Source organism: Streptomyces sp. XY006 (genome assembly GCF_002237655.1).
GTDB lineage: Bacteria > Actinomycetota > Actinomycetes > Streptomycetales > Streptomycetaceae > Streptomyces > Streptomyces levis.
Map to the genome: position 1 here is coordinate 119795 of NZ_NOKT01000007.1, position 24829 is coordinate 144623.

The following is a 24829-nucleotide window of genomic DNA, read 5'->3' on the forward strand; positions in this document are numbered from 1 at the left end:
GTCAGGCGCGGCCGTATACGGAGAAGCCGACACCGGTGAAGCTGGGGGTGGTGCCGGTGAGCTCCCAGCGGATGCGGCCTTGGTTGCCGAGCGTGTAGCCGGTGCTGATCTGCCCGTAGGTGTAGCCCGACGACGTGAGCAGCGCCCCGCCGATCGACGTTGCTGACGAGGTCTGCACCCAGTTCCCGAACTCGTCCGCCACCTCGAAGAACACCGCCAAGGTGGGGGTCGTACCGGTAGGGGCGTTGCCGACGTGAACGACGAGCAGCCCATTCGAGACCGTCGAGATGTCGATGGCCTCGGCACGGTTCGTCACGAGGTTCGTGACGCTCGCACTGACGTGGTTCGTGCTGGAGTTCAGCGTCAGACCGGACGCCTTGAAGATCAGGTTGTCCCGGATCGGCATGCTCGTCGTCCCTCCCCTCAGTCGTCAGCAGAAGCCGCGGTCTCGCGGCCACTGGTAGCCGTCGCTTCGGCAGTGGAGGACTCCGCTGCCTTCCGGCCCGGCTTGGAGCGGTTCCCCGCAGTGCGGGCACGCGACGGGCGGGGTGTCTCGCTCGGCTCGGGCGTACTCGGCTGCTTCTCGCTCGATGTCTCGGAGCTGCTCCCAGCTGATACGTCCTCACCCGCCTCGGGTCCGGCGATATCCGCCGCGTGCGACGCACCGCCGTGAACGGTGATCTTGCCCATGTGTGCGCCTTCCTCGACGTGGCCTGTGCTCTTGCAGTGCGGGCACCGGGCTGCACCCACCGAGTAGCGGGCGGTGCAGCCGGTGCAGATCCACAGGGTCATCAGGACAGCGGCGCGATCAGCTTCTCGGGCGCCCGCGACGTCGTCAGATCACGCAGCAGGTACAGCACGGCGCCCAGCTGGGCGTTCGTGCCGACGTCCGCGACGTCGAGGCTGATGTAGTCGTAGCCGTCCGACAGGGAGCGGGCGTCGACCTCGATCGCGATGATCTGCTGCGACTCCGCCGAGGTGCCGGCACCGCCGGGGTCGGCGATCGTGGCCGCGGCGGACTGGGTGACCTTCGTCCACTGCTCGTCGCCGTCGAGGGTGGCCTCGGTCTTGAGGTAGTAGTGGTCGATGATCGCCAGGTTGGCGGTCGTGCCTGCCGACGAGGCGGTGTGCTGCTTCAGCGTCAGCGTCGGGTCGTCACCGGCGGTGCCGGCGCCCTTCACGACGAGGATGGTGCAGCCGCCCGCGTTGCGCAGACTGACGCGCTTGCCGGTGACGGCTGCGGTGGAGAGGTCGACAGGTGCGGCGCCGATGCTGACGTCGAAGCTGCGGCCGAGTGCTTCCATGGCCATGGAGGTGGTCCTTTCTGTCTCGGTGCAGCCGGGTCAGGCGGCGAGCTCGACGAACGGGGACAGCGTGTTGCTGGAGCCGTTCTGGGGGGTGATGGCGGACTGCAGCCAGGGGCGGCCGTCGACGCGCTGGATGATGCGGAACGTCGTCTTGTCCGAGCCGAACTTGTAGTCGGTGGACGAGTCGGCGGTCATGGTCTGGCGGTCACCGACGAGGTAGTAGCCCAGGTCGGTGAAGGCGAGGTCGCCGCGGGAGCCGAGCGTGCCGCCCTTCTCGGTGATGATGAGCGGCCGACCGAAGATGCTCATCGGGGCGGGGCCGGTGGCGTTGACGACGAAGACGCTGTTGCCGCCGGTGCCGACGGACAGGCTCATCTTGAGCAGCTGGGGCAGGGCGTCGGGGGCGCAGGTCCACACGGCGCGCGACAGCGACGAGGGGAGCATGCGGGCGTACATGTTGACGATGTCGTCGTACTTGATCTGGTTCGCCGTGGTGCGGGTGACCGCGACGGCGGCCGCGTTGCCCTCGCCGCGCCAGCCGAGCGGCTCGCCCACGCCGGTGCCCGAGATGAACTTCGCGTCCTCCTCGAACGCGAGGGCCTGCGGCCACAGACGCTCGATCAGCGCGGAGAACGAGGTGATGGAGTCCTGGAGCAGCTCGTTCGGGACCGCGCTCAGGCCGGTCAGCTTCTTCGCGTCGAGGGTGACGCGGCCGAACTTGGGGTTCGAGTCGGTGAACTCGGCGCCCTCCTCGCCCCAGTAGGCGACCATGCCGCCGAACACGCTGCCGTTGTTCGTGGTGGAGTCGATCATGGGGAACGGCACGCGGGCCGACTCCATGGGCACGACCGTCGCGAGCGGCCGGACGATGGACTGCTCCAGCGCGATCTCCAGCAGCTGGCTGCGCAGGGACTCCGGGACCAGGAACCCACCGTCGGCCGGCGAGACGCTGCTCGCGGCGTTGCGGAGCGCGCCGAGCTTGTCGGCGTCCGCGGCCACGTTCTTGTGCCAGATGTTGCGGACGTAGTCGATGGCGTTGGAGAAGTGCGAGTCCACCGCGGCGCCCGGCGCGGCCGGGTTGTACGCGGTGGCCTGCCGGTGCGAGGTGAGCATGTTCGCCCGGTTGCCGTTCGCGTCCAGACGCGCGCCGTTCTCCGGGGACAGGTTCAGCCGCTTGATCTCGTCGCGGTCGCCCTTGGCGCCGGCGTCGCGGAGCATGTTGGCGATGCCGCGCTGGACGCCCTCGTCGATCTGCCGCTGCAGGTCGCTGCCGTCGCCCTGCTGCCGGTTGGCGTACTCGATGATGAAGTTGGTCAGGTCCTCGGGCGTCTCGACGACGTCCTTGGCCTTGGTCGGGTCGGCGAGCATCTCCGCCAGCTCGGCGGCGTTGCTCGGGATCGTGGGGGTTGCCATGCTGCCTCCTTCAGGCTGCTTCCGTCGCCGAGCTGGCCGCCGACGTGCTGTGGGTGAAGCGGGCCACGAGCGCGGCCCACGGGTCAGGCTTGGGCTGGGAGAGGTGAGCGACCATGGCCGCCCACTCGTCTACGGGTTCAGCGGCCGCCTCCGGCTCCGGCTCGGCGGTCGGCTCCTCGGGGGCGGGTTCGACGGGCGTGGTCTCAGCGACCGGCTCGACGGGTGTCGTGTCCTCGACGGGCGGGGCCACTGCGGCGGCGAGCTGCGCGGCGATCTCCTCGCCGATCAGCGACCGGATGTCCTCGGACAGCGTGTGCGACTCCCGCTCCAGGGCCACCGGCTCCGGTGCAGGGGCCTGCTCGCGACCGGCGTACCGGAAGACAGAGAGGTCCCAGGAGGCGGCCACGGCCAGTTCGCCGGGTGCGCGCTCGCTCTCGCGGGTCGGCGCGTCGACCTCGTCCGCGAGGCCAGCGTCCACGGCTTCCTGCGCGCTGAACCACGTCTCGCGCTTCATGGCCGCGCGCCAGTCCTCGACGCTGCCGCCTGCGCGGGCCGCGTAGATCCCGGCGATCTTGTCGGACTGGCGGTCGAGGAGTTCGGCCATCTCGCGCATCTCGTCGGCGTTTCCGACGGCGAGCCCGGCCGCTTCGTGGATCATGAATTCGGCTCCCTGCCGGGCCACGATTCGGTCACCTGCCATGGCGATGACCGAGGCGATCGACGCGGCGAGGGAGTCGACGTAGACGGTGACGGGCGCGGGGTGCGCCCGCAGCGCATTCATGATCGCAATTCCGTCGAATACCGAACCGCCAGGGCTCGACAGGTGCAGGTTGATCTGCGACGCGCTCAGCGCCTTGATGTCCGCGACGAACTCGTCGGCCGTGGTGCCGAGCCAGCCGATCTCGCCGTAGAGCATGACGTCGGCCTCGCCGCCTGCGAGGTTACGGATGCTGTACGGCTTCTTCTCGGACGCGATCCTCGCCCGGATCTTGGACGGGTCAAACGGCATCAGCCTGTGCCCCCTTCCGGGCCTGCTTCCGCTGGTGGGTTCGTTCGGCGTGGCAGTTCGCACACACGACTTCACACTTGGCGATCTCGGCCATGAGTCGCTCGTAGCTCGCCCGTGTGATGCCCGCGCTGACGTTGAACTCTTTGGTTTCGGAGTCGAGGTGATCGAACTCCATGACGTAGTACGGGTAGCGGACACCGCAGTCCGTGCACGGCTGGTTCTTCGCTGCCCGCACAGCAGCGCGGTTGCGGCCGATGACGCGGTGAGCTGCCTCGCGGGCCTCGCCCGGGTTCCGCTCCCGCCACTTCTTGGTCGCGACCCTGTTCGCTACCCGGACGACTTCCCTCTCGCCCTCGGACAGACTGCGGTGACGCTCCTGGCACTTCCCGGCGTGCGCAGCCGCGCACGGTGCGCAGGCTTCTTCGGCGTGCACGTAGTGCGCCTGGTAGCCAGCAGCCGTGCCGGTGCGTCCGCCAGGGAAGTCGAGGGTGGGGAGTGCGCATGCCAAGCCGGGCTCGGGGACAAGGGCGCGACGGCAGTCCGAGCACGGGCGCTGCCCGGCGCCGAGGTGCGCCTTGTAGCCGTCGAGGGTTCCCTGGATGCCGCCGGGGAAGCAGGCGAGGGAGCGTGCCCTCTCTTCAGCGCGGATCCGACGCCGCGCCGTGGCACAGGACTCGCATACGGGTTCGCCTGCGTGGCGGTGCGCTCCGTACCCGGCGATCGTCCCGGTGCGCCCCTGGGGGTAGCCAGGGGTGGGTTTTGCGCAGGCAGGGGTAACGTAGGTCATGTCGATCTGCTCTCTCAGGTCGGCCATGCCCCGGGGGTGTTCCAGCACCCGCCGGGGTCCATTGTTGATACGTCCGATTCTACCGTTTCCGCAGGTCAAAGCCCTTACGGAGCGGCCGAGTTGGGGCGTGATGATGCTCATGCGTCACCGCCCTGACGCCGCTTGACCACACGGCACCTGCACTCGTTGCCGTACTCCGCACCAGTGCAGTGCACGTAGCCGGAGCCGCCCGGGTAGTCCTTGAAGGCCGCGGCGCGGTTGCGGTAGAGCTGGCCGTCGTTGTCCCGGCAGGGCTGGCAGGTGTTGTCGTCGATGACCGCGACCGCCTGCCACCGCATGGCCGCCTCGATGTCCTCACCAGCAAGCCCGGCCACGGTCTCCGACCACGTGTCCGTCGGCTCCGGTGCAGGGTCGTCCTCGGCGGGCGCGGCGTCGGGCTTCGCCGGGGTCCGGCCGCGGCGGGCGAGCTGCGCCGGCGGCGGCACGTTGAGGTCGAGCCCGGCGCCGGCGCGGTTGAGGATGTCGCGGGCCTCTTCCCAGGTGAGCACGGTGTCGACGCCGAGGTAGATTGACTGGATCATGTCGCCCAGCTCGCGCGGGCTGATGCTGCCGTCGCCGCCTTGCGCGGCCGCGGCTGGCATCTCCGGCAGGCCGACCGCGGACAGGATGCCCTCCGGCGCCCACATACCGGTCTCGGCGAGCGCCTTCGCCGCGTTCGCCCGGGCAGTCAGCGTGGCGGCCTCGGTCTCCGGGTCGGGCGGCGTCGGGTTCTCGTAGTCGAACTCCAGGCCTTCCGCGGCGCGGCCGAACATCGGCAGGAGCTCGTGGTTGAGGGCGGCCTTGATGCGCTCCAGGCGCGGGATGGTCTGCTGCTCCGCGAACCACGCCTTCGCCGCGAGGGCGCTCGCACGGTTGATGTCCTCGAAGTCACCGATCGCGGACTTGCTGATGCCGTAGGCCTCGCGGATCTTGTCGGCGGTGGCGCCGCGCAGCTCGACGAACTGCATGTCGCGCTGGCTGATGGTGCGGTCGATCCACTTGCCCTTCTCCAGGATCGCCACGCGGTGGGCGTTCGCGACGCCCTTGTGCTGATCGGCCCAGCGTTCCCGCAGTTCGTCGAACTGTGAGTCGGACAGGTACTCGTCGAACTGAAGAATGCCGCCCGGCTGCGCGCTGTTGATGAAGAACGCGCGGCTCCATTCGGCGGCGTACCGGCTGGTGTCGAGGTCCGGGAGGATCGACAGCACCGGGCTGAGCCCGCGGTACGGGTCGAGCGGGTTCGGCCGGCGCAGCTGGATGACCTCGTTGAGCTCCAGCGGGATCTGCTCGCCGTCGGGCGACGTGTAGACGTAGCCCTTGAGGAACGTCTCGGGGTCCGGGACGGGGGTGATGCGGTCGGGTCGGACGGGCCACATCTCCAGCGGGATGTTCACGCCGGGGTGGCGGGCAATGACCCACCAGGTCTCGCCAGTGAGGTCGTAGTGCTGGGTGGAGGACTCGACGAACTCCTGCCGCGGCATGAACTTGTTCGGGGCGTTCCATAGGTCGAGCGCGGCGTGGGAGGTGACCTCGGTCCGGTCCTCCGGGCGGCCGCTCTTGGCCTTGCGGTAGAGCTTCCAGTCGACCAGCGCGGTGGCGTTGCTGGTGCGGTCGACGATCGCGAACAGGGTGCCGACCGCGGACATGGCGCGCATCTGGCCCTCGGCGGACCGGTTGCTGCCGAAGAGGCGGCCGTGTGACTGGGCGCGGGAGGCGAAGGGGACGGGTGTGGTGGTGGCCGTGCGCGCGGCGTTCGACAGCGCGCCGAGGAGGGTTCTGGCCACCTACCCCTCCTCTGTGTCAGGTGCCGCCGTAGACCCGCCAGTTCAGGACGAAGCAGCCGACACCGGCAGCGACGAGACCAGCGATCAGGTGCCACACCATGGCAGCACCGGACAACAGAATGATCCCAGTCATGTCAAGCAGGATCGGCATACTCTTATTCAAGGCTTGCATCCACCTGCGTACACGCGCCTTGACCTGCACCCTCACGTTCTTCACGACAACCTCGTCCCCTCGGCGGCGGCTTGTAGGTTCACGACAGTCTCACAGCCAGCGCACCCGAGGACGGCCACCGAGGTCCCGGGCGGCGACCATGTACCGGGCGGCATCCATGCTGTGGTCGTTCTCCTTCACCGGCTCCTCCTTCAGCCCGGTCTGGTTGCCGGGCTTGACGGCCCAGACGTAACCGAGGACTTCCTCAGCGAGGCCGATGGGGAGGGCGGCGGCGTCCATCTCGGGGTCGCGTTCGAGGAGCGCGTCACGGAACACGAACAGCCGCGGCCGGCCGTCGCCCTGCTCCTTGAGGCGGGCGCCGAAGGCCTGGATCCCGTCGGACACGGTCTTGTGTGCGGCTTGGGTGCCCATGCCGAGCTTCCGCTCCAGCGTGGCGCGGTCTTCGGCGTCGTGGTCGGTGATGATGGCGCGCGGCCGCGGATGCCCGGCGAGGAGCCGGTCACGGATCACCTCGGCATGGTCCTCGACGAGCATGCGGGTGCGCACCCACTCACGCACGAGGTACAGCCGGCCGTCGGGGTCCTCGGCCCACATCTGGGCGACGAAGGGGTTCGTGAAGCCGAAGTCCACGGTCACGAACCGAGGCCACGCTTCGGGGACATCGAACGGCTCGATGACGTGCACGGCGTCGGACCAGCCCTCGTAGACAAGGCCTTCGGCGGCGGCCCAGATGCCGTCCCGGAAGCGGAGGCGGCGGACACCAGTGAGGGCGTCGAGCTTGGCCATGTAGTCCACGCCCCGCCCCGTCAGGCTGCCGTCGGCGTTGACGTAGAGGGGGTTATCGCGGTGCAGGCTGTTCAGCATGCGCATGGTGCCGTCGTCACACCGCTGCTTGATCCAGTGCTTCGGATGGTCCGGGTTGCACGCGAGGATGACCTGCCGGTACGTGTCCGCGTTGCCCCGGAGTCGGGTGATGAGGGTCTCCAGCGCCTTGAGGCTGATCTGCGTGGCCTCGTCGATGTAGATCCTGCTGAACTCCGTGGACAGGAACTTCTCGGGCCGGTCGAGCCCACCGACCAGGATCTCCGCCCCGTTGGCGAACTGGTAGGCAGCCGGCTTTCGGGGGCTGCCGCCGAACCACTTGACGACGCCCTCGGCGAGCGCGGCGGTGGCGACCTGCTGCTCGAACGTCACCAGGGTGGATCCGGTGAGGGAGGCGTGGGTCTGGCGGACGATCAGGCTGCGGCAGTTCGGCACCATCAGCGAGGTGTAGAACGCCTTCTGCAGCATCGCCAGGGACTTGCCCGTACCCGCGGGGCCGGCGATGCAGATCTCCTGATCGCGCGCGCCCAGCAGGGTCTTGGCGGCGCCGCGCGGTTCGTACCGCACGACCGTCGCGGTCACACGAGGTCCTGCGGGTCGACTCCCACGATCTCGAACTTCACGCCACCGGAGTGCTCGACCTTGGCGGGCTGCTTGAGGCCGTTGAGGTTCTGGTACTGGTCGCGGATGCGGAGCGCAGTCTGGATGGCTTGGAGGCGCGGTCCGTCGTCCAGGAGGGGTTGGCCGTCTTCGCCGCAGACGACGCGGCCGTGGGAGACCATGACGTGGTTCCGCTCGATGATCTCCATTGCCATGACGTACAGGGCGTCGAGCTCTTCAGATTCGACCTGCCGGAGCTTGGTCACGGCAGGCAGGGCGACGTCGCGCTTCGCGGCCTGGATGCCGCGCCAGGCCTGGGAGCGGTCGTAGTAGCCGAACCGGTCTGCGATTTCTTGGTAGGTGCAGCGGTGTTCGGCCCAGTATTCGGCGGCGGCGGCGTCGCGGCGGACGTTGTCCATGCTGCGGACGAAGCGGTTCTTGCCGTCGCGGGGCCGCTCCAGGTGTTCGCGCTCGCTGGGGCTGTCCGGCTGGGCGTTGGGGGGCGGCTCGTTGGCGGTCACGGCGTTCCCTCCCTGGTGGTGGTGTTACTGGTTGGCGTGCTTTGATGGTAACGATGCGTGCAACCGGGGTGGCGGCTCAGAGGGCGCGCGCAGGGAGAAGCCCCACCGCGTCGGGCGTCGCGGTGGGGCTTCGGCCGTGCTCGGGGTCAAGCGTGCGGGATCTCGTCGGCGTGCACAGTCTCGAAGTGCCACCAACGGCCCTCCGCCCACTGCATGACCTTGGCCGTGTCCGCTCCGGAGCGGAGCGCGGCTCGCACGTGCGCGAACGCCTTGGCCTCGCTGGTGTGCGGGACCTCGGCCAGTTGGATCCCGTTCTGGGTGAGGATCACGCGCCACGGTTCGCGGGGCTTGTTCACGGCGGGTTCCTTTCGGTGGCGGTGGGTTGAGCGTATGGCGGGGGTCAAGCGGTGCGGGCGTAGGCGATGGCCTTCGCGAGCATGTCGGGCACCTCGTCCGGGCCGTCGCCAACCCAGCCGGCCAGCGGGCACCAGATCTTCGGAGCCTCGCCCGGCTCGTAGTCGCGGTCGGTGTCGTCGGGCTCGGGGATGCGGAAGGTCTCGACGGCGTAGGGCGCCCAGCGGTTGGTGGGCTCCTCGGTGGCGACGATGAAGATGGTGCCGACTCGGCGGACGTTCGTGATGCGGGCGCTGGTGATCCCGGCGGAGGCGAGTGCGCGGCGGGCGATGGACTCGCGGAGGTGGGCGATGCGGGCGGTGCGGGCGGTGGCGTTCACGGTGGGGCTCCGATCTCGGGGTGGTGCGCGGGCGGTCGGTCAGGCCGCGAGAGCGTCGGCGAGGAGCTCGACGCGGGCGACGGCGGGGCAGTCGACGGGGTACAGCACGGTCACGGTGGCGAGGCCGTGGGCGGGGCGGGTCTTGGGCTCGTCGGCGGCCGGCCGGGCGACGGTGTAGGTGCTGCGGTGAACGGTGTAGGTCTGGATGCGGTCGAGGCGGAAGGAGCGCATCTCCTGGGTGTCGCGGTCGGCGGCGCGGAGGACGATGTCGCCAGCAGTGGTGACGAGGATGTCGGCGATCTCGATGGTGCGGATGGTCTCCGACCCGTCGGCCTTGATGTAGGTGATGGTGACGGGGTGCTTGGCGTCGAGGGCCTTGATGAGGCGGGTGAGGGTGTGGGTGGTGGTCTCGCGGTTGGTGTGCCTCATCGGGTCCCCCTCGTTCGTGGTGATGACTCCAGCATGAGGCCTACGTGTAGCCCTGTCAATAGGGCTATGCGTAGCTCTTACGGTAGGGCTACCCGTTGTGTCAGACTGGGGCCATGCCCAAGGACTACGAGCCACCCCGAGACGCCGCCGACACGTTCGCCCGCTACAAGGCCCACTACGAGGGTGAGCGCGCACTGAAGCCGGAGATGCTGGAGTACGCCGACCGCGAGCTGAAGGCGGGCGCCACGGTCGGTCAGCTCGCCGCGTGGACCGGGCTCACGCCCGAGGTGTTCCGCCGCCGCGCCCGCGCCCTCGGTGTCGAGCGGAAGAGGCCCCCGACGGTGGGCAAGCTCGCACGCCCAGCGAGCAGCGAGGAGAAGACCGCATGAGCGCGGCCGCCACCCACGCTCAGCACCTGGAACACCAGAGCGGTGACTGGCTGGCCGACTACCTCGACTGGAAGGCCGACAACGGCATGTGGGATGACGGCACGGGCCCGGTGCGCCCGGACGAGGAGCCCAGCACATGAGCGAGCCGAAGCTCTACACCCCCGCCACCGGCGTGCAGGATCGCGAGTCATTCCGCGCCATGCTCGCCCGACTCGACATCGACAGCCGCCTCACCACCGACTCCAGCGGCGAACAGACCGTTGCCCTCGACCGGGCCGGGATGGAGCAGCTGGCCGCATGGTTCGCCGACCAGGGGGACGCGGCCCAGGCTGACGCGATCCGGCGCGCGCTCGACGCCTGAGCCCACCGCATGACGATGGCCCCGCCCGGTTCCGGTGCGGGGCCTCTCGCTGTACGGGCGCGGCAGTCGTGCGGGGGAGGCAGGGACGTATCCCCCGCCCGGACGTGCAGGTCACGGGCCGCACGACTGCCGCTGCACAGGACGCTACGCCCCACCCGCCGCGCCTGTCACTACCCCCGAACGGGTGACGTCACGGCGCTGCGGCGGCGCTCTCCATCGCCCGGCGCAGCGCGTCCCCAACAAGCTTGTCCGCCTCCGGGCTCTCCCAGTACTCAGCGATCACCTCGCCCGTGATCCGCTCCAACGTCACCTGATCCACGCCGAGGCACTCGGGAGGCGGGGGCATCGGAGAGATTTCGCTGCCGGCGGTGGCGGCTTCGGTGGCTTCGTGGAGGTTCTCGGTGAGCGCGGCCTTGCACGAGCCGGGGGTTGCGGTGGTGGTGTCGTCGTCGAGCCACACGCCGAGCCCGCCGCCGATGGCGAACGCGGCGATCGCGGCGCCGGCGGTCCAGGCGGTGAACCGGCCCCAGCGTGGCGGCCGCGGCGGTGCGGGCGGCCGCGGCGGTGCGGGCGGTGGCGGCGGGTAGTGCGGTGGCTGGTTCACGGGTCCCCCACGAGGCTCGGTGTGCTGGCGTGCATCATCCGTCTGCGTGAACGACCCGTGAAGGCGCTGTCGCCGTTCTGTGACCCGAATCCACTCGAACCGGTAGCCGGGCCTATCTGGTAACGGCACACTGACGACCATGGACGACGTGGTGTACATGGTGCGCGGCGGCACCCGAGAGGCCTGCCAGCGCGAGCTCGACCGCCTGTGTGAACTCCTCGGCGCCCGCCCGACGATGCGGCCCACGGACGGCACCGGCCGCGGCTGGGTCGCCCGCGCTGTCCCCGTGCCGGCGGCTGCCGTCGAGCCGGCCGAGCAGTAGCCGGGCATGCGCAGGCCCCACTGCCCTGGGGGGATAGCAGTGGGGCCGGGTGCGCGGTGCCTGACGCGATTCTCAGTGTCGCAGCGCTGTCAACTCGCCTTCCAGGGTCGCTGGGCGGGTCCCCTGGGCGGTCCCCTGAAGCTGGTACACCCCTCCCCCGAGCCGCCTCGGATGCAGCGCCAGGGAAGGGGGCAGGGGACCCGGCCAATGGCTGGTTGACCTGCGAAGTCTCCCGGTTCAGGGGACGGATACCGCCTGCGCTTCCCACGCCTCAGCGGGCACCAAACGCCATGTGCCGGCGTCCGTGCGCTCGACCTCCGGCTTCAGGCCCTCGATGGCCTTCAGTACCTGCCGCTCCTCCAACGCGGTGGCCAGCTCCAGTTCGCGCCTCGTGGCGTTGCCGTACTTCGCCAGCGCGGCCCGCACCTTCTCCTGGTTCGAGGCCCCGGGCACCGGCAGGATCAGCCGCTTCCCCACCGGTGCCCGCACCGTCGTCGCCCCGATCCGCGCCACCTCCGCCTTGAACTCGTCGCCCGTCAGCCACATGCCCTTGTACGGGGCCGGCTGCTGGTGGACCGGGGACTGGAGGAGGAACTTGCCGGGCTGGTCCAGCTTGCCGGGCTCCCAGCCTGGGGTGTTGCCGAAGATGAACCGGCGGTGGTCCGCGTCGTTCATCCTGGTCGAGAGCCGGTTCGCGTAGTTGCCGCGCGCGTCCGTGGTCCCGCCGAACACCTTCCTGCTGGGCTGCTGGGTGGCGGACAAGAAGTGCATGCCGGCGAACCGCATGAGGGCCAGCAGGGACTCCTGCTTCTTCGAGGCGGGGGTCTTCTTCCAGGGCCCGTCGTCGCCCTGCCGCACCAGCTCGGCGAGTTCGTCCTCGATGACCCAGATCGCGGGACGCCCGTGCTTGGCGGGGTCCCATTCCTGGTCGCCGGCGGCCGCGAGGATCTCGCCTCGTTCGGCGAGTTCGGCTTTGAGCCAGTCGAGGAGGGCGTGGGCCTGCTCGGGGGTGGCGGCGAGGTCCTGCAGCAGCGGCAGCATCGGGGTGAGCTCCGGGGCGCCGGGCTTGAGGTCGATGCCGTACAGGACAGTGTCCGGGCGGTCCGCGAGTTGGACCGCGATGGACCGGACCAGGGTGGACTTGCCGAACTTGCTGGACCCGGCGACGAGGGTGTGGTTGTAGGCCAGGTCCAGCCAGACCGGGTTCAGGAACCGGTCCACGCCCAACAGGACCGGGTCGGTGAACCGGGTGCCGCTGGTCCGCTCGTAGGGGATCACCGTGGAGAGGGGGTCGCCGTCGATGAACCGGGCGATGAGCTGGTTCGTGAGCGCCCCGTCTTCCAGCATGAACTCCCCGGCCACGCCCATTCCGCTCGCGACCTTGGACCACGCGGTCTTGAGTCGATCCCGGTCCAGGTTCACCGGGAGGTCCAGGACCGCGGTCCAGCCGGTCTTGGTCCGTTCCACGGTGCAGCCCGGGAGTTCAGCGGCGAACAGTTCGTGGACCACGGTCCGCAGGCGGGTCTCTTCCACGGTCCGGCCGGTCAGGTTCGGTCCGGCCTGGACCGGTTCGGGCGTGGTCTTCTGCAGCAGGGCGTGGTGGGCCATCTGCTGCCGGATCAGGAGGGTCTGGAGCTTCGCGGACTCCATGTCGAGCTTCAGGTCGTCGTGCCGCGTGTGGTGCTTGTACACCAGCCGGGCCGCGACCGCGGTGGCGGAGGCGACGAGCCACGCGTATGCGGTCGGGCCTATCCCGCCGATGGTGGTGACGCCGGCCTGGGTGAACGCTCCGGTCATGGCGAGTGCGCCCCAGGACAGGGTAGGTGACCACTTCTTCGCGAACGACGTCCAGGCGAGGTTGCCGGTGGCGACCGCGGTGGCGAACTCGACGACGGCCGCGGTGGCGCCGTACTGCCATTCGGCGATGAGGGCGGCGCCCGTGACGATGCTGGGCGTGGTGAGGCTGGTGGCGATGTCGGCGCGGGTGAGCTTCACGGGCGGGCTCCGGCGGAGACGGGGCGGCCCCCGAGCGGGTCGGGGGCCGGGCGGCGGTCAGCGGTACTGGTGGAGCTTCGACTCGGCGTCCTTCAGCCGTCGGTAGGCCGTGGACTCCGGGACGCCGAGGATGGTCGCGGCGCCCTTCTTGGTGATGTGGTCGCCGTTGCGGAGGCGGCGGAACAGCTCGTCGACTTGGTCCTCGGGGCGGACCGGGCGGTCCACGGCGCGGCCGGTGGCCTGGATCAGGACGGGTTCAGGCGTGGTCTCGATCTGGTCCACGGGCTGGTCAGCGGCCTGAACCGGCTGCGGTTCGGGCCGGTCCACGGTGCGGTCGGCGGGGCGGTTCACCGGTTCGACGACAGGCGGGGCGGCCGGGCGGCGGGCCTCCAGCGCGAGCCGGACTCCGACGGTGCGCTCCTCGGCCAGGAGCCGGTCCCGCTCCCCCAGCGCGAGGGCCATCTCGGTGCCGGCCTGCTGCTGCAGGGCGCGGAGGTAGGCCTCGTACTTGGGGTCGAGCTTGATGCGGATGGTGTGCATGCCGATAGCCCAGACGCCCTTGGCGGCGACGGAGACGAGCGCGCCGACGATGCCGACGAGGAGCGCGTTGTCGCGGTGTCCGTGGAGGATGATCGCGGCGACGGACACGGCGAGCATGGCGATGCCAGCCCTGCGCGGGAGTTCGGCGCGGTTGCTGTCGTAGCGCAGGAGCCATTCGGCGACGAGGCAGGCGGCCCATCCGGCGTCGAAGACTCCGGCGACGAGGTAGGCGGCCCAGGCGGGCGCGAGCAGGGAGAGCATGCTGCCGATGGCGACGGTGCCCCAGACGATGGCGCCGATGGTCATGAGGATCGCGGCGGTGAACAGGGCCTTGCGGAGGAGGCTGTCGAGGTTGAACGGCAGCCGGGGCGGGGCGGGGGTGGTGTCGGGGATGTCGTAGTCGACGGGGATGCCGTTGACGGTGTCGGTGATGGTGCGGGTGGGGTGGCGGCGGAAGAGGCTGGGCATCGGGGTCTCCGGGTTAGGCGTGCGCTCGGGCGCGGGGGCGGTGGGTGCGGATCTGGTGGGCGATGTAGATGGCGCCGGCGGTGAGGAGGGCGGGGCCGGGCTGCTGGGCGGCGGCTTGGGCGATGCCGTTGACGATGCCGAGGAGCAGGCTCGTGCCGAGTTGGGCGAGCTGCGCGGTGGTCTCGGGGTGCATGCCGGCGAGGATGATCAGGCTGGCGGTGAACAGGTTGCGGATGAGGTGGTCGGGGCGGCGTCGCATGGCTGCTCCTGGGTGGCGGTGGGGCGGGGGCTGGCCGGATCTCCAGGGCGTCCGTGCGAGACGGGCGCCGAGGGCTACTGGTCAGTCGTCGGATGCGGTGGAGGTGTAGGTGTTGCCGTGCTCGTCGGTGACGGTCTCGCCCGGCTCCACCGTGAAGGTCGATTCGACCTCGACGCCCTGCTCCTGGGGCGTGACGGGCTCCCCGTCGCGGAATCCGAACACCAGGCCGCCCATCAGCCGCGGCCGTTCAGCTCGTTGATGCGGTCGAGGTTGGCGTCCACGGCGTTGCCGTAGGCCTTGGCGGTCTCGGTGTTGCCGGCGGCCTGCATGCGCTTCTGCGCCTCCCGGCAGTCGGCGGCGCCCTGCTGGTAGTCCTTGATCTGCTGCTGCTTGTTCTTGGCCACGGTGGTCCTTTCGTTGGTGGGCACCGCCCCTCCCGCCCGTGGGGGAACGGAATGGAGTGCGGGAGGGGCGGCGTCGGGTGCCGAGCGCGGGACGGGGTAGGCGACCACGCCCGGCGGTCTCGGGTGTCAGCGGTGCTGGCGGTCCTGTTGGTCCATGCGGTCGCGGATGTCGGCGGCTTGGGCGTAGTCCTCGGCGCACCGTTGCGGCGTGGCGGGTTCGGCGAGGATCTGGTTCGGCTGGGGGGTGAGGTCCGGCTTCTGCTCGCTCATTGCTGCGCCTCCGGCTTGGGCAGGGCGCGGCAGCGCTCGGCGTGGGTCTGGGCGTCCTGGCGGGCGTAGTGCTCGCTGCCCCAGCCGATCTGGAAGCCGCAGCCGGTGCACTCGGCGCTGTCGATGTGGTGGGGCTTGGTCTCGTCGGCCTTCAGGTCGACGGTGGCGCCGGCGGCGGTGAGGTAGCGGGCGATGACACCCTCGGGCCACGGCTGCGAGGCCGGGGCGGTGCTCGGCTGCTCGCTCATCGGCCGGCTCCCTGCTGCGGGAGCGGGTTCTCGGCGAGGTGCGCTTGGAGGGCGCGGCCTTGGGCGGCTTGCGCGGGGTGGCGGAGGGACGCGCAGAGCTGGCAGGTGCGGGGGTCGTGCGTCTGGTGCTGCGGGTCGATACGATCGGCCACGGTCATTTCTCCTGTTCACGGCAGGCGGATGACTGGCCCCGACCGGTGTGTGAGAGCCCGGTCGGGGCCGTACTTGTTGGTGCCGTTCGAGAGTAGCGGACTTCCTTGTAACTTTACAAGGAAGTCTGAGAGGATGAGGCATGCCCAATCCCGCCGGGGATGAAAGAAGCGCGCAGGGAGGTCCCGACTTGATCACTTTTGGTCAGATGCCGGAGCGCCTCGAAGCCGCCGGGCTACCCAAGCTGACCCACCAGCGGTGTCGGCAGCTCGCCGAGGAAGACCCGGACTGGCCCATCCCTATGGACAGGGCGGTCAAGGTTGGCCGCATGCGGCTGTTCGACTGGAACGTGCTGGAGCCGTACTTCCGAAACCGGAAGTCGCGGCAGGGTCAGCGGCCGAGCAAGCCGAGGGAGACCCATCCGGATGTCACAAGCGAACGCGACGCAGAGAACCACGACGGAGGCTCGGAGTAGGCGCGCCGCCGTGTACCGGCTGTGGGCTGCCGATGGAGCGCTGCTCTACATCGGGTCGGCCTACGACCCGAGCGAGCGGTGCAAGGAGCACCGGAAGAAGCCATGGTGGCCCGAGGTCGCTCGCCGCACTGAGGAGTGGGTCGGCCACCGGAACGCTGCGTACCGCGAAGAGATGAAGGCGATCGCCAAGGAGCGCCCGAGGTACAACGCGATGGGCTCGCCGTCGTACCGCACCCCGGATACGGAGGCTGTGCGGCGACGGAAGGAGCTGGGGTCGCTCCGGCAGAGGCTGCTGGAGGAGTCGTGGGCGGCGGCCGACACTGCCCGAGAGGCTGCGCGTGCCGCTGGTGCAGAGGAGAGGGAGGCCGGGCGCGCGGGCCTGCTGGCCGAGATCGAGTTCCTGGAGGCTACGGGGCTGTTCGCTGGAGCGGTCAAGCGCCGCCGCGAACGGCTCGAAGGGTACGAGCACTCAGGAGAGTGACCCCACCGCATAGCTGCGCCCCCGGCCGTCGTGACCCGGCCGGGGGCGTTCGCGTTGAGTAGCACCGCCCGGTCGGCAGAGCAGGACGACCGTGCGGCAGGTTCAGCGTCGCATGCCCGTCAAGCCGCTCCCGGGGCTACAGCGGGAGACGCATCAGAGCGAAGCGCGCATCCGGCGTCTGCCCCTCGCCGACATACACGCCGAGCGCCTTGCAGTAGATCAACGCCTTGCCGCGCGGCACCTCCTCAGAGGCGCACGCCTGATAGCCGAGCACCTTGCCCCCGATCAGCACGGAGGCGCCCTCGTCGGCGGGGTTCAGCCACAGCTCATCGTCAGCGCGCTGCGGCGGCCACTGCTTACGGGTCCACAGGATGACGTCGTAGATGGCGCGGCCGAGCGGGCCTTCCATCCCGTCGGTGGGCGTCTGTTGGGCGTCGGCGAGGCGTTTGATCTGCGTCGTCAGGGCGTCGATGGCGCGGACGACGGCCTTCGCGTCGTGGCTGGTCTGGCTCACCGCTGCTCCCCGTTGATCGTGCGGGCCACGACGAGGGCGTGCTCCGAGGGTGCGCCGGGGCCGGTGGTGAGGAAGGCTGCGCGTCCGGCGGTGTCGTCGCGGAACACGTCGCCTGCGGCCTGGATGCCCGCCTCGTGGTAGCGCGCAGCCTGGTCCAGCCAGTCGGCGAGGGCGAGGCCGACGCTGGGGCCCATGGTGGCGATGTAGTCGCCGATCGGGGCGGACACGTAGGCGGGCGGGCCTCCGCGTCCGCCACCCCGGAGGAAGGGCGGCCCGTCGACGGTCCCGAGGGTGGTGTAGGTGGCGTCGGGCAGTTCGCGCATAAGACGGGTGGCGCGCCAGTGGGGGCTGCCGCTGGCGGCGGCGGCCGCGCTGGCGAGGGCGCGCAGCTTCTCGGCTGCGGTGCGAAGTTCGTCGGCGGGGGTCATGCGTGGTGGTCCTTCCGGGTGCAGGTGGTGGGCTCGTGCTCGGCGCCGGCGGAGGTCCACCAGCGCTCGCAGCAGGCGGCGGCCAGGGCGACGGCGACCACGCCGTCCTCCAGGCCGGGCCGCTGGTGGGGTGGTCTGGCGGCGCGTTCGGCGCGGAGGGCTTCGCGGCGGTCCTCGTATCGGCCGCGGGCCCACCATGCGTGGCTCCAGGCGATGGCCACGGCGAGGACGATGCCGAGGGTGGTCCAGGCGGCGGCGGTGGTGCTCAACGGTTCCTCCAGGGCATGTGCGCCCAGTGGGCGAGGGGCAGGCCGGCGGTGACGATGACGAGGGCGATGTACGCGAGGACGGGCAGGTAGGCGGTCACAGGTAGGTCCCGGTCAGGGGTATGTCGCGGATGGTGTAGCGCTGGAGGGCGGTGAGGCCCTGGCCCCAGAGGTCGGCGTCTCGGCGGTCCCGGCGGCGGCGCCTGGTGCGGGGGGTATAAGGGCGCAGCGGCAGGTGCCGGTGGCGGGGAGGAAGTGCCCGCGGGGGCAGCGGGGGCCGGTCACGGCTGCGCCCCGTCCTGCCGCGGCCCGGCGGCGGGCTCACCGATCTCGGTCTGCTCCTCCGTGGTGAAGCCGGAGCAGTCGCACTGCTCGCCAGGCCTGGTGGACAGGAGGCAGATACCGCGTGTGGTGTCGTGCCAGTTGCGGGTGTGGTCGCAAGTTGTGCACACCGTGGCGAGGGAGACAGGGCACTGCTGCTCGGGCTGCGCCTCGGCGACGCAGGGGCAGTTCGGGTCGCGGCTGCCGCCCGTCTTGGCGAAACAGGTGATCAGGTGACCGGTGGTGAACTCGTAGTCGTCGCGCCGGTCGGCGCCGGGCTGGCGGGGGCGGCCGATGCACACGCGGTGGCACGGGCAGTCGTCCGGGCAGTCCCGAATGGGTGCCTCGGCGGCCTGGGTGAGGGTGGTGAGGTGTCGGGTTGCGTCGTGTTCGGGCATGCGGCCGGTGCCGGTGGCGGCGGTGTACAGGGCCTCGCGGGCGTGGCGGACGTCGGCGGGCGCCTCGGTGCCGGGCTGCGCCTCGTCGTCGAAGCACTTGCAGCCGGGGCCGCCCCACCGTCCGGGGCAGGCGTGGACGGTGTCGTCGGGCTGCGCCTCGTCGGCCATGCGGCGCAACTCGACGGCGAACAGTCGGCGGGCGGTCGCGATGCTGCGGCGCCTGCGGATCACGTCCGTAGCTGCGGTCTGCTCCTGCTGGTCGGCCAGCTCCCGGTAGACGTCGGCCCGGGACACGGGCGGCGGCAGCACGGCCAGCACCGCGTCGGCGACCTCGCCGTACTCGTCGGGCTCCAGCGTGTCGCTGTCCCAGGCGAACCCCTCGGCCTCGCAGACGGCGCGACGGATGCGGTCACGGAGTGCGGCCTGCTCGGGTTCCTCCCCGACGGCGGTCACTTCGTCGATGATCTCGGCCACGGCGACGCACACCCGCTCGTGCTGCTCGGTGAACGTCGGCGTGGCCGGCCCGGGGATGGCGACGGCGTCCCACAGGGCGTCGGCATGCTGCACGGACAAGCCGTGCGTGTGGTCGGTGGTCATGTGTGGCTCCAGGGGTGGGGCCGCCCCGGGGCAGGGGCGGCCAACGGGTGGGCGGTCAGCAGACGTCGAGGACGGTCACGGGCTGGGCACCGGGCGTGCCCTCGTCGACCCACCCGGCGACCCACTCGCACTCCGGGTCCTCGTAGTCGTTGCTCGGGTCGGGCTTCCGGAAGATCGCCCACCGTTCGGTGATGGCGTCCTCCCACTCCCCGACCGTGGCGTGGCTGTCGTCGGCGAGGTTGGCGAGGTGGCAGAACACGCGGGCGTGGCGGTTGAAGGCGGCGAAGGCGCGGCGGATGCCGGGGTGGCCGAGGGCGAGCATGTCGCCGTCCTCGCCGATGTGGGCGACGGGGATGCCGTAGTGGGTGGCTTCCGTCTCGGGGTCCGTGATGATCTCCGGCGCGATGGCCATGTGCTGCTCCTGGTGGTGGCTGTGCGGGCGGGGGTGGGTGGTGTGGGACGCTGAGCGGAGGCCCGCGCTGCTACGGACAGCGCGGGCCGTCTGCGTGTCACGGGGTGGGCTCGTCCGGCTGGCCGCGCAGGAACTCCGCCAGCGCCCGGTCGCCCGCCCCGGACTCGGCGTCCCGCTTCGCGAGCTGGGTGATGAGGTACTTCCGCTGCGCCTTCAGGCGGCGGATCTCGCCGAGCAGCGCGCGGACGTCCTGGACCGCGTGCTTCACGAACTCCTCGTCGGCGTCGGCGTCCGTGCCGTCGCCGAAGTTGAACGTGCCGACGCCTCGGAGGTACGAGCCGCTGGTGCAGGCGAAGAAGTCGGGGCCGTACTTCTCGTATCGCTCCCACGGACCATCGGTGGCGGCGCTGGCGCGGGCGTCGATGTCGGCGATCTGCTGTTCGGTGAGCGGGGCGTGATCGGTGCTCACAGGTGTCTCCTCGGTGTTGGTGCCCGGTGTGGGGCGGGGTGGGGTGGTGGGGCAGTCAGGCGGCGGCCGGCTGGGCGCTGGGCCGTGGCGCGCCGGGCGTGCCGACGGCTTCGCATAGCTGCGCCCAGTGCTCGTCTTGCTGCTGCTCGGTCCACGGGCCGCGGGGTGGTGCGGGGTCGGGGCGGGTGGGGACGAGTTCCAGCAGCAGCGCATCCAGCGGGCTCATTGCGCGGGCTCCTCGTTGGCGAGTTGCAGGAGGACGGCGGCGTGGCAGTGGTCCGGCTCGCCCTCGGCGGGGTGCGGGCAGTAGCAGGCGAGGTCCTTGCCGCGCAGCTCCGGCAGTCCGGCGAGGATCCGTTCGCGGGTGGCGTCGGCCTTGGCGCCCATCCAGTAGTCGCGGTTGCCGCGGAGCCAGGATCGGAAGGCGTGGGCGCAGAGCTTGCGTGCCTGTTCGGTGGTTTCGGCGCCGCCCCATTCCATGGCGCCGGCGATGGTGAAGGGGTTGCCGAAGCGGGACGGTCGGGTGACGATCACGCAGTTGTTGGGCTTGCGCCATCCCTTGGTGCGGCGGCGCTGTACTCGGATGGGCGGGGTGCTGCTCATGGGTTGGCTCCGGAGTGCGTGTTGGCGGACGGTCAGGTCTCGTCGATGGCGAGCTGGCCGGGGACCTGGACTGTGGGCTCGGGCGGCATGAGGGCGTCGAGGGCGGCTTGGTGGTCGGTGTCACCGGAGGCGCAGAAGACCTTGCGGTCGGCGGTGATGGTCCAGCCGGTGCCGGTGAGGGCTTTGCGGGCTTCGTCGAGGTCGGCGAAGTGGGCGGTGTACTCGTCTTCGTCGTAGGCGTAGCCGCAGACATCGCAGGCGACGGTGATGCAGGTGTGGGCGGCGATGGTCATGCGTTCGTCCGTTCTGCGCGGCGGGCCCGCATGCGGTCTTTGATCTGCTGCTGGGTGGGCTGCTGCCACTGGTGCCAGCCGATGGGCGGCTTCCACCGTCGGGCGTGGCCGCGCTGGGCGAGGCCGCACCAGCGGCAACCGTTGGGGGTGGTGCTCATGCGTTGGTCTCCTGTGCGTGGTGGGCGTCGATTCGTGCGGGGTGCGGGGTCTGGAGTCGCCTGCCGGTTCGGGTGGTGCAGGGTGCTCGTTCGGGGGCTCGGCAGTGGGGGCAGGGGATGCTGCGGGCGGGGTGTGCGCCGAGGCGGTTGCGGAGTTCGTCGGGCATGGGGGCGCCGGGCCGGCGGGCGGTCACTGCGTCGCCGCCGCGGTGAAGAGATCGAGCTGGTCGCCGAGTGGCCGGTTGGACCAGAGCACTTCGGTCCGGGCCTTGGCGCTGGTGGCGTTGCCGGTCATGGTCTGCTGCGTGTACCGGTGCCAGCCGTCGTAGAGCTCGGCGTAGAGCGGGCTGTCGTAGCCGGAGAGGACGACGGCGGCGCGGCAGTCGGCGAGTGCGGCCGCCAGCTCGCGGTGCTCGCCCTCGGTCTTCATCTCGATCCGGTAGTTCGACCACGGGCGGGTCGTGCCGAGGTACGGGGGGTCGACGTACAGCAGCACGTCGGGCTGTGCCCCGTACTTCCCGATGAGCGTGAGCGCGGGCAGGGTCTCCAGGGAGACGGCGTGCAGGCGTTCGGCAGCTGCGGCGAGCCGGTCGACGTAGCCGTCCATGTAGCCGGGCATGGATGTCGCGGAGCCTGCGGGGTCGATGTAGTGCCGCCAGCCGGTGTTGCGGAGGGTGCCTGAGCGGCCCTGTGCGAGGCGGGACCAGATGCGGCGGGCGAGCTCCAGGTCGTCGGCGGCGGGCTCGAACGTGGCGGCGAGCTCGGCGCGGCCGTGCGGGGTGAGGGCGCACGCCCGGAGCAGTTCGGTAGGCCGCTCGCGGAGGACGCGCCAGAAGGTCATGAGTTCGCCGTCGAGGTCGTTGACGGTCTCCATGCGGGACGGGGGCTTGGCGAGGAGGACGGAGAGGCCGCCGGCGTAGGGCTCGACGTAGTGGTCGTGGTCGGGCAGCAGGGAGACGATCCAGGGGGCGACGCGCTGCTTGCTGCCGAAGTACGGGACGGGGCTCTTCACGCGTTGGCCTCCTCGGTGATCTGTGCGGCGGTGGTGCGCTGCTGGGGGAAGTTGTGGCCGGCGGTGTCGCGTGCTTCGGCTTCGGCGACGAGGGCGGCGAGCGCGGCGCGGATGGGGCTGTTGTTGATCGGCTGGCTGCCGCCGACGGAGGGGGCGTCGTACTCGGGCGGCACGTAGCCGGTCCAGTGCTGGGGGGTGGTGTGGCCGATGGGGGGTTGGGTGAGTCGTTCGGCGAGGTCGGGGTGGCGGAGGACGAGGGCGCGGCGGCGGGTGTTCTCCTGTGCGGCGTTGGTGCGGGCCTGCTTGATCAGGCGGAGGAGGTCGCCGGGGTTGCGGCGGAGCACGGCGACGTCCTGCTCGGTGAGGTTCACGGGCCGGTCTCCTCGCTGACGTCGCGGATCTTCACGGCGGGGCTGCGGGGCGGGGGCGGGTCGTTGCGGTGCTTCCAGGCGTTCACCGTGTGTCGGGGGCGCACGACCAGGGCGACGAGGAGTTCGACGGCGAACACGGCCTGAGCCGCCCACCATCCCGGCCGCTTCCGTGCAGGGCCGTCGCGCAGCTCGCGGGCGCGTCGGTACACCTGGTCCCAGGCCCATGTGTCGATGCGGTCGAGTGGGCGGACGCAGCGGGCGGCGTAGCCGAGGGCGAACGCGCCGAGGATGGCGAGGGTGAGGTTCATGCGGCGGCCTGCTTGCGGCGGTCGCCGCCCTTGATGACGACGCGGTCGCACATCTCGATCAACCGGGAGGAGACGCGGTCGCCGACGCGGTCGATGAGCTCCTTGGGGAGGACGTTCGACGTGAGGATGGTGGGGAGCTGGTTCTCGTACCGGTGGTTGACGAGCCGGAAGTTGATCTCTTCGACCCACTCGCTCGACTTGGCGGCGCCGAGGTCGTCGAGGAGGAGCAGCGGGGCGTGCGCGTACTTGCGGAACTCGGTCTCGCTGTCGACGCCGGCGCGGGGCCGGAGCGCGGCGTACAGGTCGGCTGAGCTGGTGGCGGTCCAGCGCCAGGTGATGCCGGTGGGGGCGAGGTAGCGGAGGGCGCCGTAGGCCTGGTGGGTTTTGCCGGTGCCGGTGACTCCGAGGAGCAGCAGGGAGCGGTGGCGGCCGACGCTGGTGGTGACGCGGCCGGCTGACTGCTCGCGGCTCGCGGCGATGAGGGAGTCGGCCCAGGCCTTCACTTCGGGCTGGTCGGGGAGGGCGCGCTGGTAGATGAACGGGACGTGTTGGGTGGCGTGGTGGATTTCCTTGCGGGCGATCGACCAGCGGTCGTAGGGGTCGCCGGTGATGTCGTTGATCTGGTCGGGGGTGAGGTTGTGTGCGGTGAGGGCGTCGTCCCAGCCGGTGAGGTTTATGCGGGTCATGTGGTCCATGGGGTGTGGGCTTTCTAGAAGAAGGGTTCGTCGTAGGCGTCTTCGTTGACGGGGTTGCGGTACGGCTGGTAGCCGCCGGAGACCGCGCGGAGGTGGGGGCCGGGCTGGGGGTCGGGCTCGTCGTCGTAGCAGCCCTTGTTGAGCCAGGTGGCCGGGTACTTCGTGTACTTGGGGTCCTGGCCAGCGCGCTCGTGGGCGTAGTTCTTGGCCGCGTCGACGATGTGCTGCGGGTCGGCGCCGCGTTCGATGGCGGCGATCCAGGCCTTGCGGGCTTCTTCCTTGGCCTTGCGCTTGGGGTAGGTCAGCCAGAAGGCGCCGAAGGCTTCGAGGTGCAGCTGCTCGGTGGGCTCGTCTGCCTGAGCCGCAGGCGAAGAAGAGTCTTTTGGTAGTTGGTTGTCTGACGGTTGTTGGTGGTTAGGGCGGCGTTCCGTCCGTGACGGACGGACTTTAAGTGCGTGACGGCTAGGCGTTGAGTGCGTGACATCGGCGGTCACGGACTCTGCGTCCGTGACGGTCACGCCTTCTCCGCCTGTGACAGTCACGGACTCTGAGTGCGTGACACCCTTCGAGCGAGACCGGCGCTTCCGCTCAGCAGCCGCAGCGCGAAAGTCGTCCTCCTCGCGCTCCAGATCCGTCCAGTCGGTCGCCGGACGGCACAGGTGCATCGCGAGCTTCCAGCGCGTGCGTCCCTCAGTGACCCCGTCGCGAGCGATCAGGCCGCCTGCCTCCAGGCGGCGAAGCGCCCTCTGGACGGTGGTGCGGTCGTAGCCCGTGCGGTACTGGATGCGCAGCACGGAGGGGTGAGCGTTCGTGCCGTCCGACCGGGCGTGCTCGGCGAGCGCCTGGAGGACGTGCCGGGCTGTGGTGTCCGGCTTGCCCTTCTCGGTACGCAGCATGGGCGCGTGGTCCATGGCCCACTCGACTGCATCGGTACTCAACGTTCTCTCTCTCGTTTGCGCTGGTCAGGGCATGACTGTTCGGCTGCCCGTTATGGATCTCTTGCGCACATCCATGATGCCACATGCATGTGGCCACACGCGAGTGTCTTGGGGGAGTCAGAGGGGCGGGCTTCCATGTGGCCACCTCCATGTGCGAACATGCAGGCATGCCCGCCACCGAAGAGACCGTCGCTGCCCTGCGGAAGGCAGTGCGCGCGAAGAAGACCGCCGAGGACCGTGCCGAGGCCGCACGCGCCGCCCTGGCAACCGTCATGGCCGACGCCATACAGGCGGGCATGAAGCAATCCGAGGTCGTCGCGGTGACTGGGTACACCCGCGAGCACGTCCGCCGGCTGGTGCGCGAGGTCGAGGACGTGCGCGCTGCGAAGAACATCGCCGAGTCCTGACACCGTCCCCCTCCTCTCATCTGCGGGCCCCGTTTCGGCGGGGCCTTCGTCGTGTGG

At 70.5% G+C, this 24829-nt stretch carries 42 protein-coding genes; 7 read left to right on the top strand and 35 right to left on the bottom strand.

Features of this window, described 5'->3' with window-relative positions; genetic code table 11:
- Position 1 precedes the first annotated feature (1 nt).
- The 11 genes from CHR28_RS10280 to CHR28_RS10335 form a co-directional block, all read right to left on the bottom strand.
- The gene (locus CHR28_RS10280; protein WP_094053229.1) at positions 2-406 is read right to left on the bottom strand and encodes a hypothetical protein; all 405 of its coding nucleotides are present in this window, start codon (positions 404-406) and stop codon (positions 2-4) included.
- A 385-nt stretch (positions 407-791) separates the two neighbouring features.
- Positions 792-1310 (bottom strand): hypothetical protein, encoded by a 519-nt coding sequence (locus CHR28_RS10285; protein WP_094053230.1) that lies wholly within the window; start codon positions 1308-1310, stop codon positions 792-794.
- Between the two features lie 33 nt (positions 1311-1343).
- Positions 1344-2720, bottom strand: a complete 1377-nt coding sequence (locus tag CHR28_RS10290; RefSeq protein ID WP_094053231.1) for a phage major capsid protein — start codon at positions 2718-2720, stop codon at positions 1344-1346.
- Between the two features lie 10 nt (positions 2721-2730).
- Positions 2731-3729: a head maturation protease, ClpP-related gene (locus CHR28_RS10295; protein WP_094053232.1), complete on the bottom strand. Its 999-nt coding sequence runs from the start codon at positions 3727-3729 to the stop codon at positions 2731-2733.
- The gene (locus CHR28_RS10300; protein WP_143655813.1) at positions 3719-4657 is read right to left on the bottom strand and encodes a hypothetical protein; all 939 of its coding nucleotides are present in this window, start codon (positions 4655-4657) and stop codon (positions 3719-3721) included. The genes CHR28_RS10295 and CHR28_RS10300 overlap by 11 nt, the downstream gene beginning before the upstream one ends.
- The gene (locus CHR28_RS10305) at positions 4654-6339 is read right to left on the bottom strand and encodes a phage portal protein (protein ID WP_094053234.1); all 1686 of its coding nucleotides are present in this window, start codon (positions 6337-6339) and stop codon (positions 4654-4656) included. The genes CHR28_RS10300 and CHR28_RS10305 overlap by 4 nt, the downstream gene beginning before the upstream one ends.
- Positions 6340-6601: 262 nt before the next feature.
- On the bottom strand, positions 6602-7915 hold the full coding sequence (locus CHR28_RS10315) for a phage terminase large subunit (protein ID WP_094053236.1): 1314 nt from the start codon (positions 7913-7915) through the stop codon (positions 6602-6604).
- Positions 7912-8454 (bottom strand): hypothetical protein, encoded by a 543-nt coding sequence (locus tag CHR28_RS10320; protein WP_094053237.1) that lies wholly within the window; start codon positions 8452-8454, stop codon positions 7912-7914. Before CHR28_RS10320 ends, CHR28_RS10315 begins: the two co-directional genes overlap by 4 nt.
- A 146-nt stretch (positions 8455-8600) precedes the next feature.
- Entirely contained in the window at positions 8601-8810 is a 210-nt protein-coding gene (locus CHR28_RS10325) for a hypothetical protein (protein ID WP_094053238.1), read from the bottom strand.
- A 44-nt stretch (positions 8811-8854) separates the two neighbouring features.
- Complete coding sequence (locus tag CHR28_RS10330; RefSeq protein ID WP_094053239.1) at positions 8855-9187, bottom strand: hypothetical protein; 333 nt, start codon at positions 9185-9187, stop codon at positions 8855-8857.
- A gap of 39 nt (positions 9188-9226) precedes the next feature.
- A complete protein-coding gene (locus tag CHR28_RS10335) occupies positions 9227-9616 on the bottom strand; it encodes a WYL domain-containing protein (RefSeq protein WP_094053240.1) in 390 nt (129 codons plus the stop codon).
- A 113-nt stretch (positions 9617-9729) separates the two neighbouring features.
- Between CHR28_RS10335 and CHR28_RS10340 the strand changes: the two genes are divergently transcribed.
- Genes CHR28_RS10340 through CHR28_RS10345 form a run of 3 tightly spaced genes read left to right on the top strand, consistent with a single transcriptional unit; the run spans position 9730 to position 10366 of the window.
- Positions 9730-10005: a hypothetical protein gene (locus CHR28_RS10340; RefSeq protein WP_094053241.1), complete on the top strand. Its 276-nt coding sequence runs from the start codon at positions 9730-9732 to the stop codon at positions 10003-10005.
- Entirely contained in the window at positions 10002-10145 is a 144-nt protein-coding gene (locus CHR28_RS37695; RefSeq protein WP_179272377.1) for a hypothetical protein, read from the top strand. Before CHR28_RS10340 ends, CHR28_RS37695 begins: the two co-directional genes overlap by 4 nt.
- Positions 10142-10366, top strand: coding sequence for a hypothetical protein (locus CHR28_RS10345; protein ID WP_094053242.1), 225 nt, complete (start codon positions 10142-10144; stop codon positions 10364-10366). Before CHR28_RS37695 ends, CHR28_RS10345 begins: the two co-directional genes overlap by 4 nt.
- 190 nt (positions 10367-10556) lie before the next feature.
- Here CHR28_RS10345 and CHR28_RS10350 read toward each other — a convergent pair whose 3' ends face one another.
- The gene (locus tag CHR28_RS10350; protein WP_094053243.1) at positions 10557-10970 is read right to left on the bottom strand and encodes a hypothetical protein; all 414 of its coding nucleotides are present in this window, start codon (positions 10968-10970) and stop codon (positions 10557-10559) included.
- Positions 10971-11109: 139 nt separating this feature from the next.
- Here CHR28_RS10350 and CHR28_RS10355 point away from each other — a divergent pair, with 139 nt between their 5' ends.
- A complete protein-coding gene (locus CHR28_RS10355) occupies positions 11110-11292 on the top strand; it encodes a hypothetical protein (protein WP_094053244.1) in 183 nt (60 codons plus the stop codon).
- 237 nt (positions 11293-11529) lie between these two features.
- On the opposite strand, the gene CHR28_RS38770 is transcribed toward CHR28_RS10355, so the two are convergent.
- The 8 genes from CHR28_RS38770 to CHR28_RS37710 form a co-directional block, all read right to left on the bottom strand.
- A complete protein-coding gene (locus CHR28_RS38770) occupies positions 11530-13287 on the bottom strand; it encodes an FtsK/SpoIIIE domain-containing protein (protein WP_094053245.1) in 1758 nt (585 codons plus the stop codon).
- 57 nt (positions 13288-13344) lie between these two features.
- Positions 13345-14295: a hypothetical protein gene (locus CHR28_RS10365; RefSeq protein ID WP_094053246.1), complete on the bottom strand. Its 951-nt coding sequence runs from the start codon at positions 14293-14295 to the stop codon at positions 13345-13347.
- A 13-nt stretch (positions 14296-14308) separates the two neighbouring features.
- Positions 14309-14554, bottom strand: coding sequence for a hypothetical protein (locus CHR28_RS10370; RefSeq protein ID WP_094053247.1), 246 nt, complete (start codon positions 14552-14554; stop codon positions 14309-14311).
- Between the two features lie 81 nt (positions 14555-14635).
- Positions 14636-14788: a hypothetical protein gene (locus CHR28_RS37700; protein WP_179272378.1), complete on the bottom strand. Its 153-nt coding sequence runs from the start codon at positions 14786-14788 to the stop codon at positions 14636-14638.
- Entirely contained in the window at positions 14788-14982 is a 195-nt protein-coding gene (locus CHR28_RS37460) for a hypothetical protein (RefSeq protein WP_143655815.1), read from the bottom strand. Before CHR28_RS37460 ends, CHR28_RS37700 begins: the two co-directional genes overlap by 1 nt.
- A 102-nt stretch (positions 14983-15084) precedes the next feature.
- Positions 15085-15228: a hypothetical protein gene (locus CHR28_RS37705; RefSeq protein ID WP_179272379.1), complete on the bottom strand. Its 144-nt coding sequence runs from the start codon at positions 15226-15228 to the stop codon at positions 15085-15087.
- Positions 15225-15476, bottom strand: coding sequence for a hypothetical protein (locus CHR28_RS10375; protein ID WP_094053248.1), 252 nt, complete (start codon positions 15474-15476; stop codon positions 15225-15227). The genes CHR28_RS37705 and CHR28_RS10375 overlap by 4 nt, the downstream gene beginning before the upstream one ends.
- Positions 15473-15628, bottom strand: a complete 156-nt coding sequence (locus CHR28_RS37710) for a hypothetical protein (protein WP_179272380.1) — start codon at positions 15626-15628, stop codon at positions 15473-15475. The genes CHR28_RS10375 and CHR28_RS37710 overlap by 4 nt, the downstream gene beginning before the upstream one ends.
- 140 nt (positions 15629-15768) lie before the next feature.
- Between CHR28_RS37710 and CHR28_RS10380 the strand changes: the two genes are divergently transcribed.
- Together CHR28_RS10380 and CHR28_RS10385 are read left to right on the top strand one after the other, a co-directional pair.
- Positions 15769-16101, top strand: a complete 333-nt coding sequence (locus CHR28_RS10380; RefSeq protein WP_143655817.1) for a hypothetical protein — start codon at positions 15769-15771, stop codon at positions 16099-16101.
- Positions 16102-16111: 10 nt separating this feature from the next.
- Positions 16112-16582, top strand: a complete 471-nt coding sequence (locus tag CHR28_RS10385) for a hypothetical protein (protein ID WP_094053250.1) — start codon at positions 16112-16114, stop codon at positions 16580-16582.
- Between the two features lie 136 nt (positions 16583-16718).
- Here CHR28_RS10385 and CHR28_RS10390 read toward each other — a convergent pair whose 3' ends face one another.
- The 15 genes from CHR28_RS10390 to CHR28_RS10455 all read right to left on the bottom strand — a co-directional run bounded on the left by CHR28_RS10390 (position 16719) and on the right by CHR28_RS10455 (position 24323).
- Positions 16719-17096: a hypothetical protein gene (locus CHR28_RS10390; RefSeq protein ID WP_094053251.1), complete on the bottom strand. Its 378-nt coding sequence runs from the start codon at positions 17094-17096 to the stop codon at positions 16719-16721.
- Positions 17093-17524, bottom strand: a complete 432-nt coding sequence (locus CHR28_RS10395; protein WP_094053252.1) for a hypothetical protein — start codon at positions 17522-17524, stop codon at positions 17093-17095. Before CHR28_RS10395 ends, CHR28_RS10390 begins: the two co-directional genes overlap by 4 nt.
- Positions 17521-17793, bottom strand: coding sequence for a hypothetical protein (locus CHR28_RS10400; RefSeq protein WP_094053253.1), 273 nt, complete (start codon positions 17791-17793; stop codon positions 17521-17523). The genes CHR28_RS10395 and CHR28_RS10400 overlap by 4 nt, the downstream gene beginning before the upstream one ends.
- A gap of 278 nt (positions 17794-18071) precedes the next feature.
- Positions 18072-19106, bottom strand: coding sequence for a hypothetical protein (locus CHR28_RS10410; RefSeq protein WP_094053255.1), 1035 nt, complete (start codon positions 19104-19106; stop codon positions 18072-18074).
- A 55-nt stretch (positions 19107-19161) separates the two neighbouring features.
- On the bottom strand, positions 19162-19518 hold the full coding sequence (locus tag CHR28_RS10415; protein WP_094053256.1) for a hypothetical protein: 357 nt from the start codon (positions 19516-19518) through the stop codon (positions 19162-19164).
- A gap of 97 nt (positions 19519-19615) precedes the next feature.
- Positions 19616-19987: a hypothetical protein gene (locus CHR28_RS10420; protein ID WP_094053257.1), complete on the bottom strand. Its 372-nt coding sequence runs from the start codon at positions 19985-19987 to the stop codon at positions 19616-19618.
- A 55-nt stretch (positions 19988-20042) separates the two neighbouring features.
- Positions 20043-20213, bottom strand: a complete 171-nt coding sequence (locus CHR28_RS37715; protein ID WP_179272381.1) for a hypothetical protein — start codon at positions 20211-20213, stop codon at positions 20043-20045.
- Positions 20210-20590, bottom strand: coding sequence for a DUF4326 domain-containing protein (locus CHR28_RS10425; protein WP_094053258.1), 381 nt, complete (start codon positions 20588-20590; stop codon positions 20210-20212). The genes CHR28_RS37715 and CHR28_RS10425 overlap by 4 nt, the downstream gene beginning before the upstream one ends.
- 32 nt (positions 20591-20622) lie before the next feature.
- A complete protein-coding gene (locus CHR28_RS10430) occupies positions 20623-20883 on the bottom strand; it encodes a hypothetical protein (RefSeq protein ID WP_094053259.1) in 261 nt (86 codons plus the stop codon).
- Entirely contained in the window at positions 20880-21041 is a 162-nt protein-coding gene (locus tag CHR28_RS37720) for a hypothetical protein (protein ID WP_179272382.1), read from the bottom strand. The genes CHR28_RS10430 and CHR28_RS37720 overlap by 4 nt, the downstream gene beginning before the upstream one ends.
- Positions 21042-21231: 190 nt before the next feature.
- Complete coding sequence (locus CHR28_RS10435; RefSeq protein WP_094053260.1) at positions 21232-22053, bottom strand: DNA adenine methylase; 822 nt, start codon at positions 22051-22053, stop codon at positions 21232-21234.
- Positions 22050-22424: a hypothetical protein gene (locus CHR28_RS38775; protein WP_094053261.1), complete on the bottom strand. Its 375-nt coding sequence runs from the start codon at positions 22422-22424 to the stop codon at positions 22050-22052. Before CHR28_RS38775 ends, CHR28_RS10435 begins: the two co-directional genes overlap by 4 nt.
- The gene (locus CHR28_RS10445; protein WP_094053262.1) at positions 22421-22732 is read right to left on the bottom strand and encodes a hypothetical protein; all 312 of its coding nucleotides are present in this window, start codon (positions 22730-22732) and stop codon (positions 22421-22423) included. The genes CHR28_RS38775 and CHR28_RS10445 overlap by 4 nt, the downstream gene beginning before the upstream one ends.
- Positions 22729-23418: an ATP-binding protein gene (locus CHR28_RS38780; RefSeq protein ID WP_306437562.1), complete on the bottom strand. Its 690-nt coding sequence runs from the start codon at positions 23416-23418 to the stop codon at positions 22729-22731. The genes CHR28_RS10445 and CHR28_RS38780 overlap by 4 nt, the downstream gene beginning before the upstream one ends.
- Before the next feature lie 23 nt (positions 23419-23441).
- Entirely contained in the window at positions 23442-24323 is an 882-nt protein-coding gene (locus tag CHR28_RS10455; protein WP_179272383.1) for a helix-turn-helix domain-containing protein, read from the bottom strand.
- Positions 24324-24532: 209 nt separating this feature from the next.
- On the opposite strand from CHR28_RS10455, the gene CHR28_RS10460 reads away from it, so the two are divergent.
- Positions 24533-24772, top strand: coding sequence for a hypothetical protein (locus CHR28_RS10460; protein ID WP_094053265.1), 240 nt, complete (start codon positions 24533-24535; stop codon positions 24770-24772).
- The last annotated feature ends 57 nt before the right edge of the window (positions 24773-24829 follow it).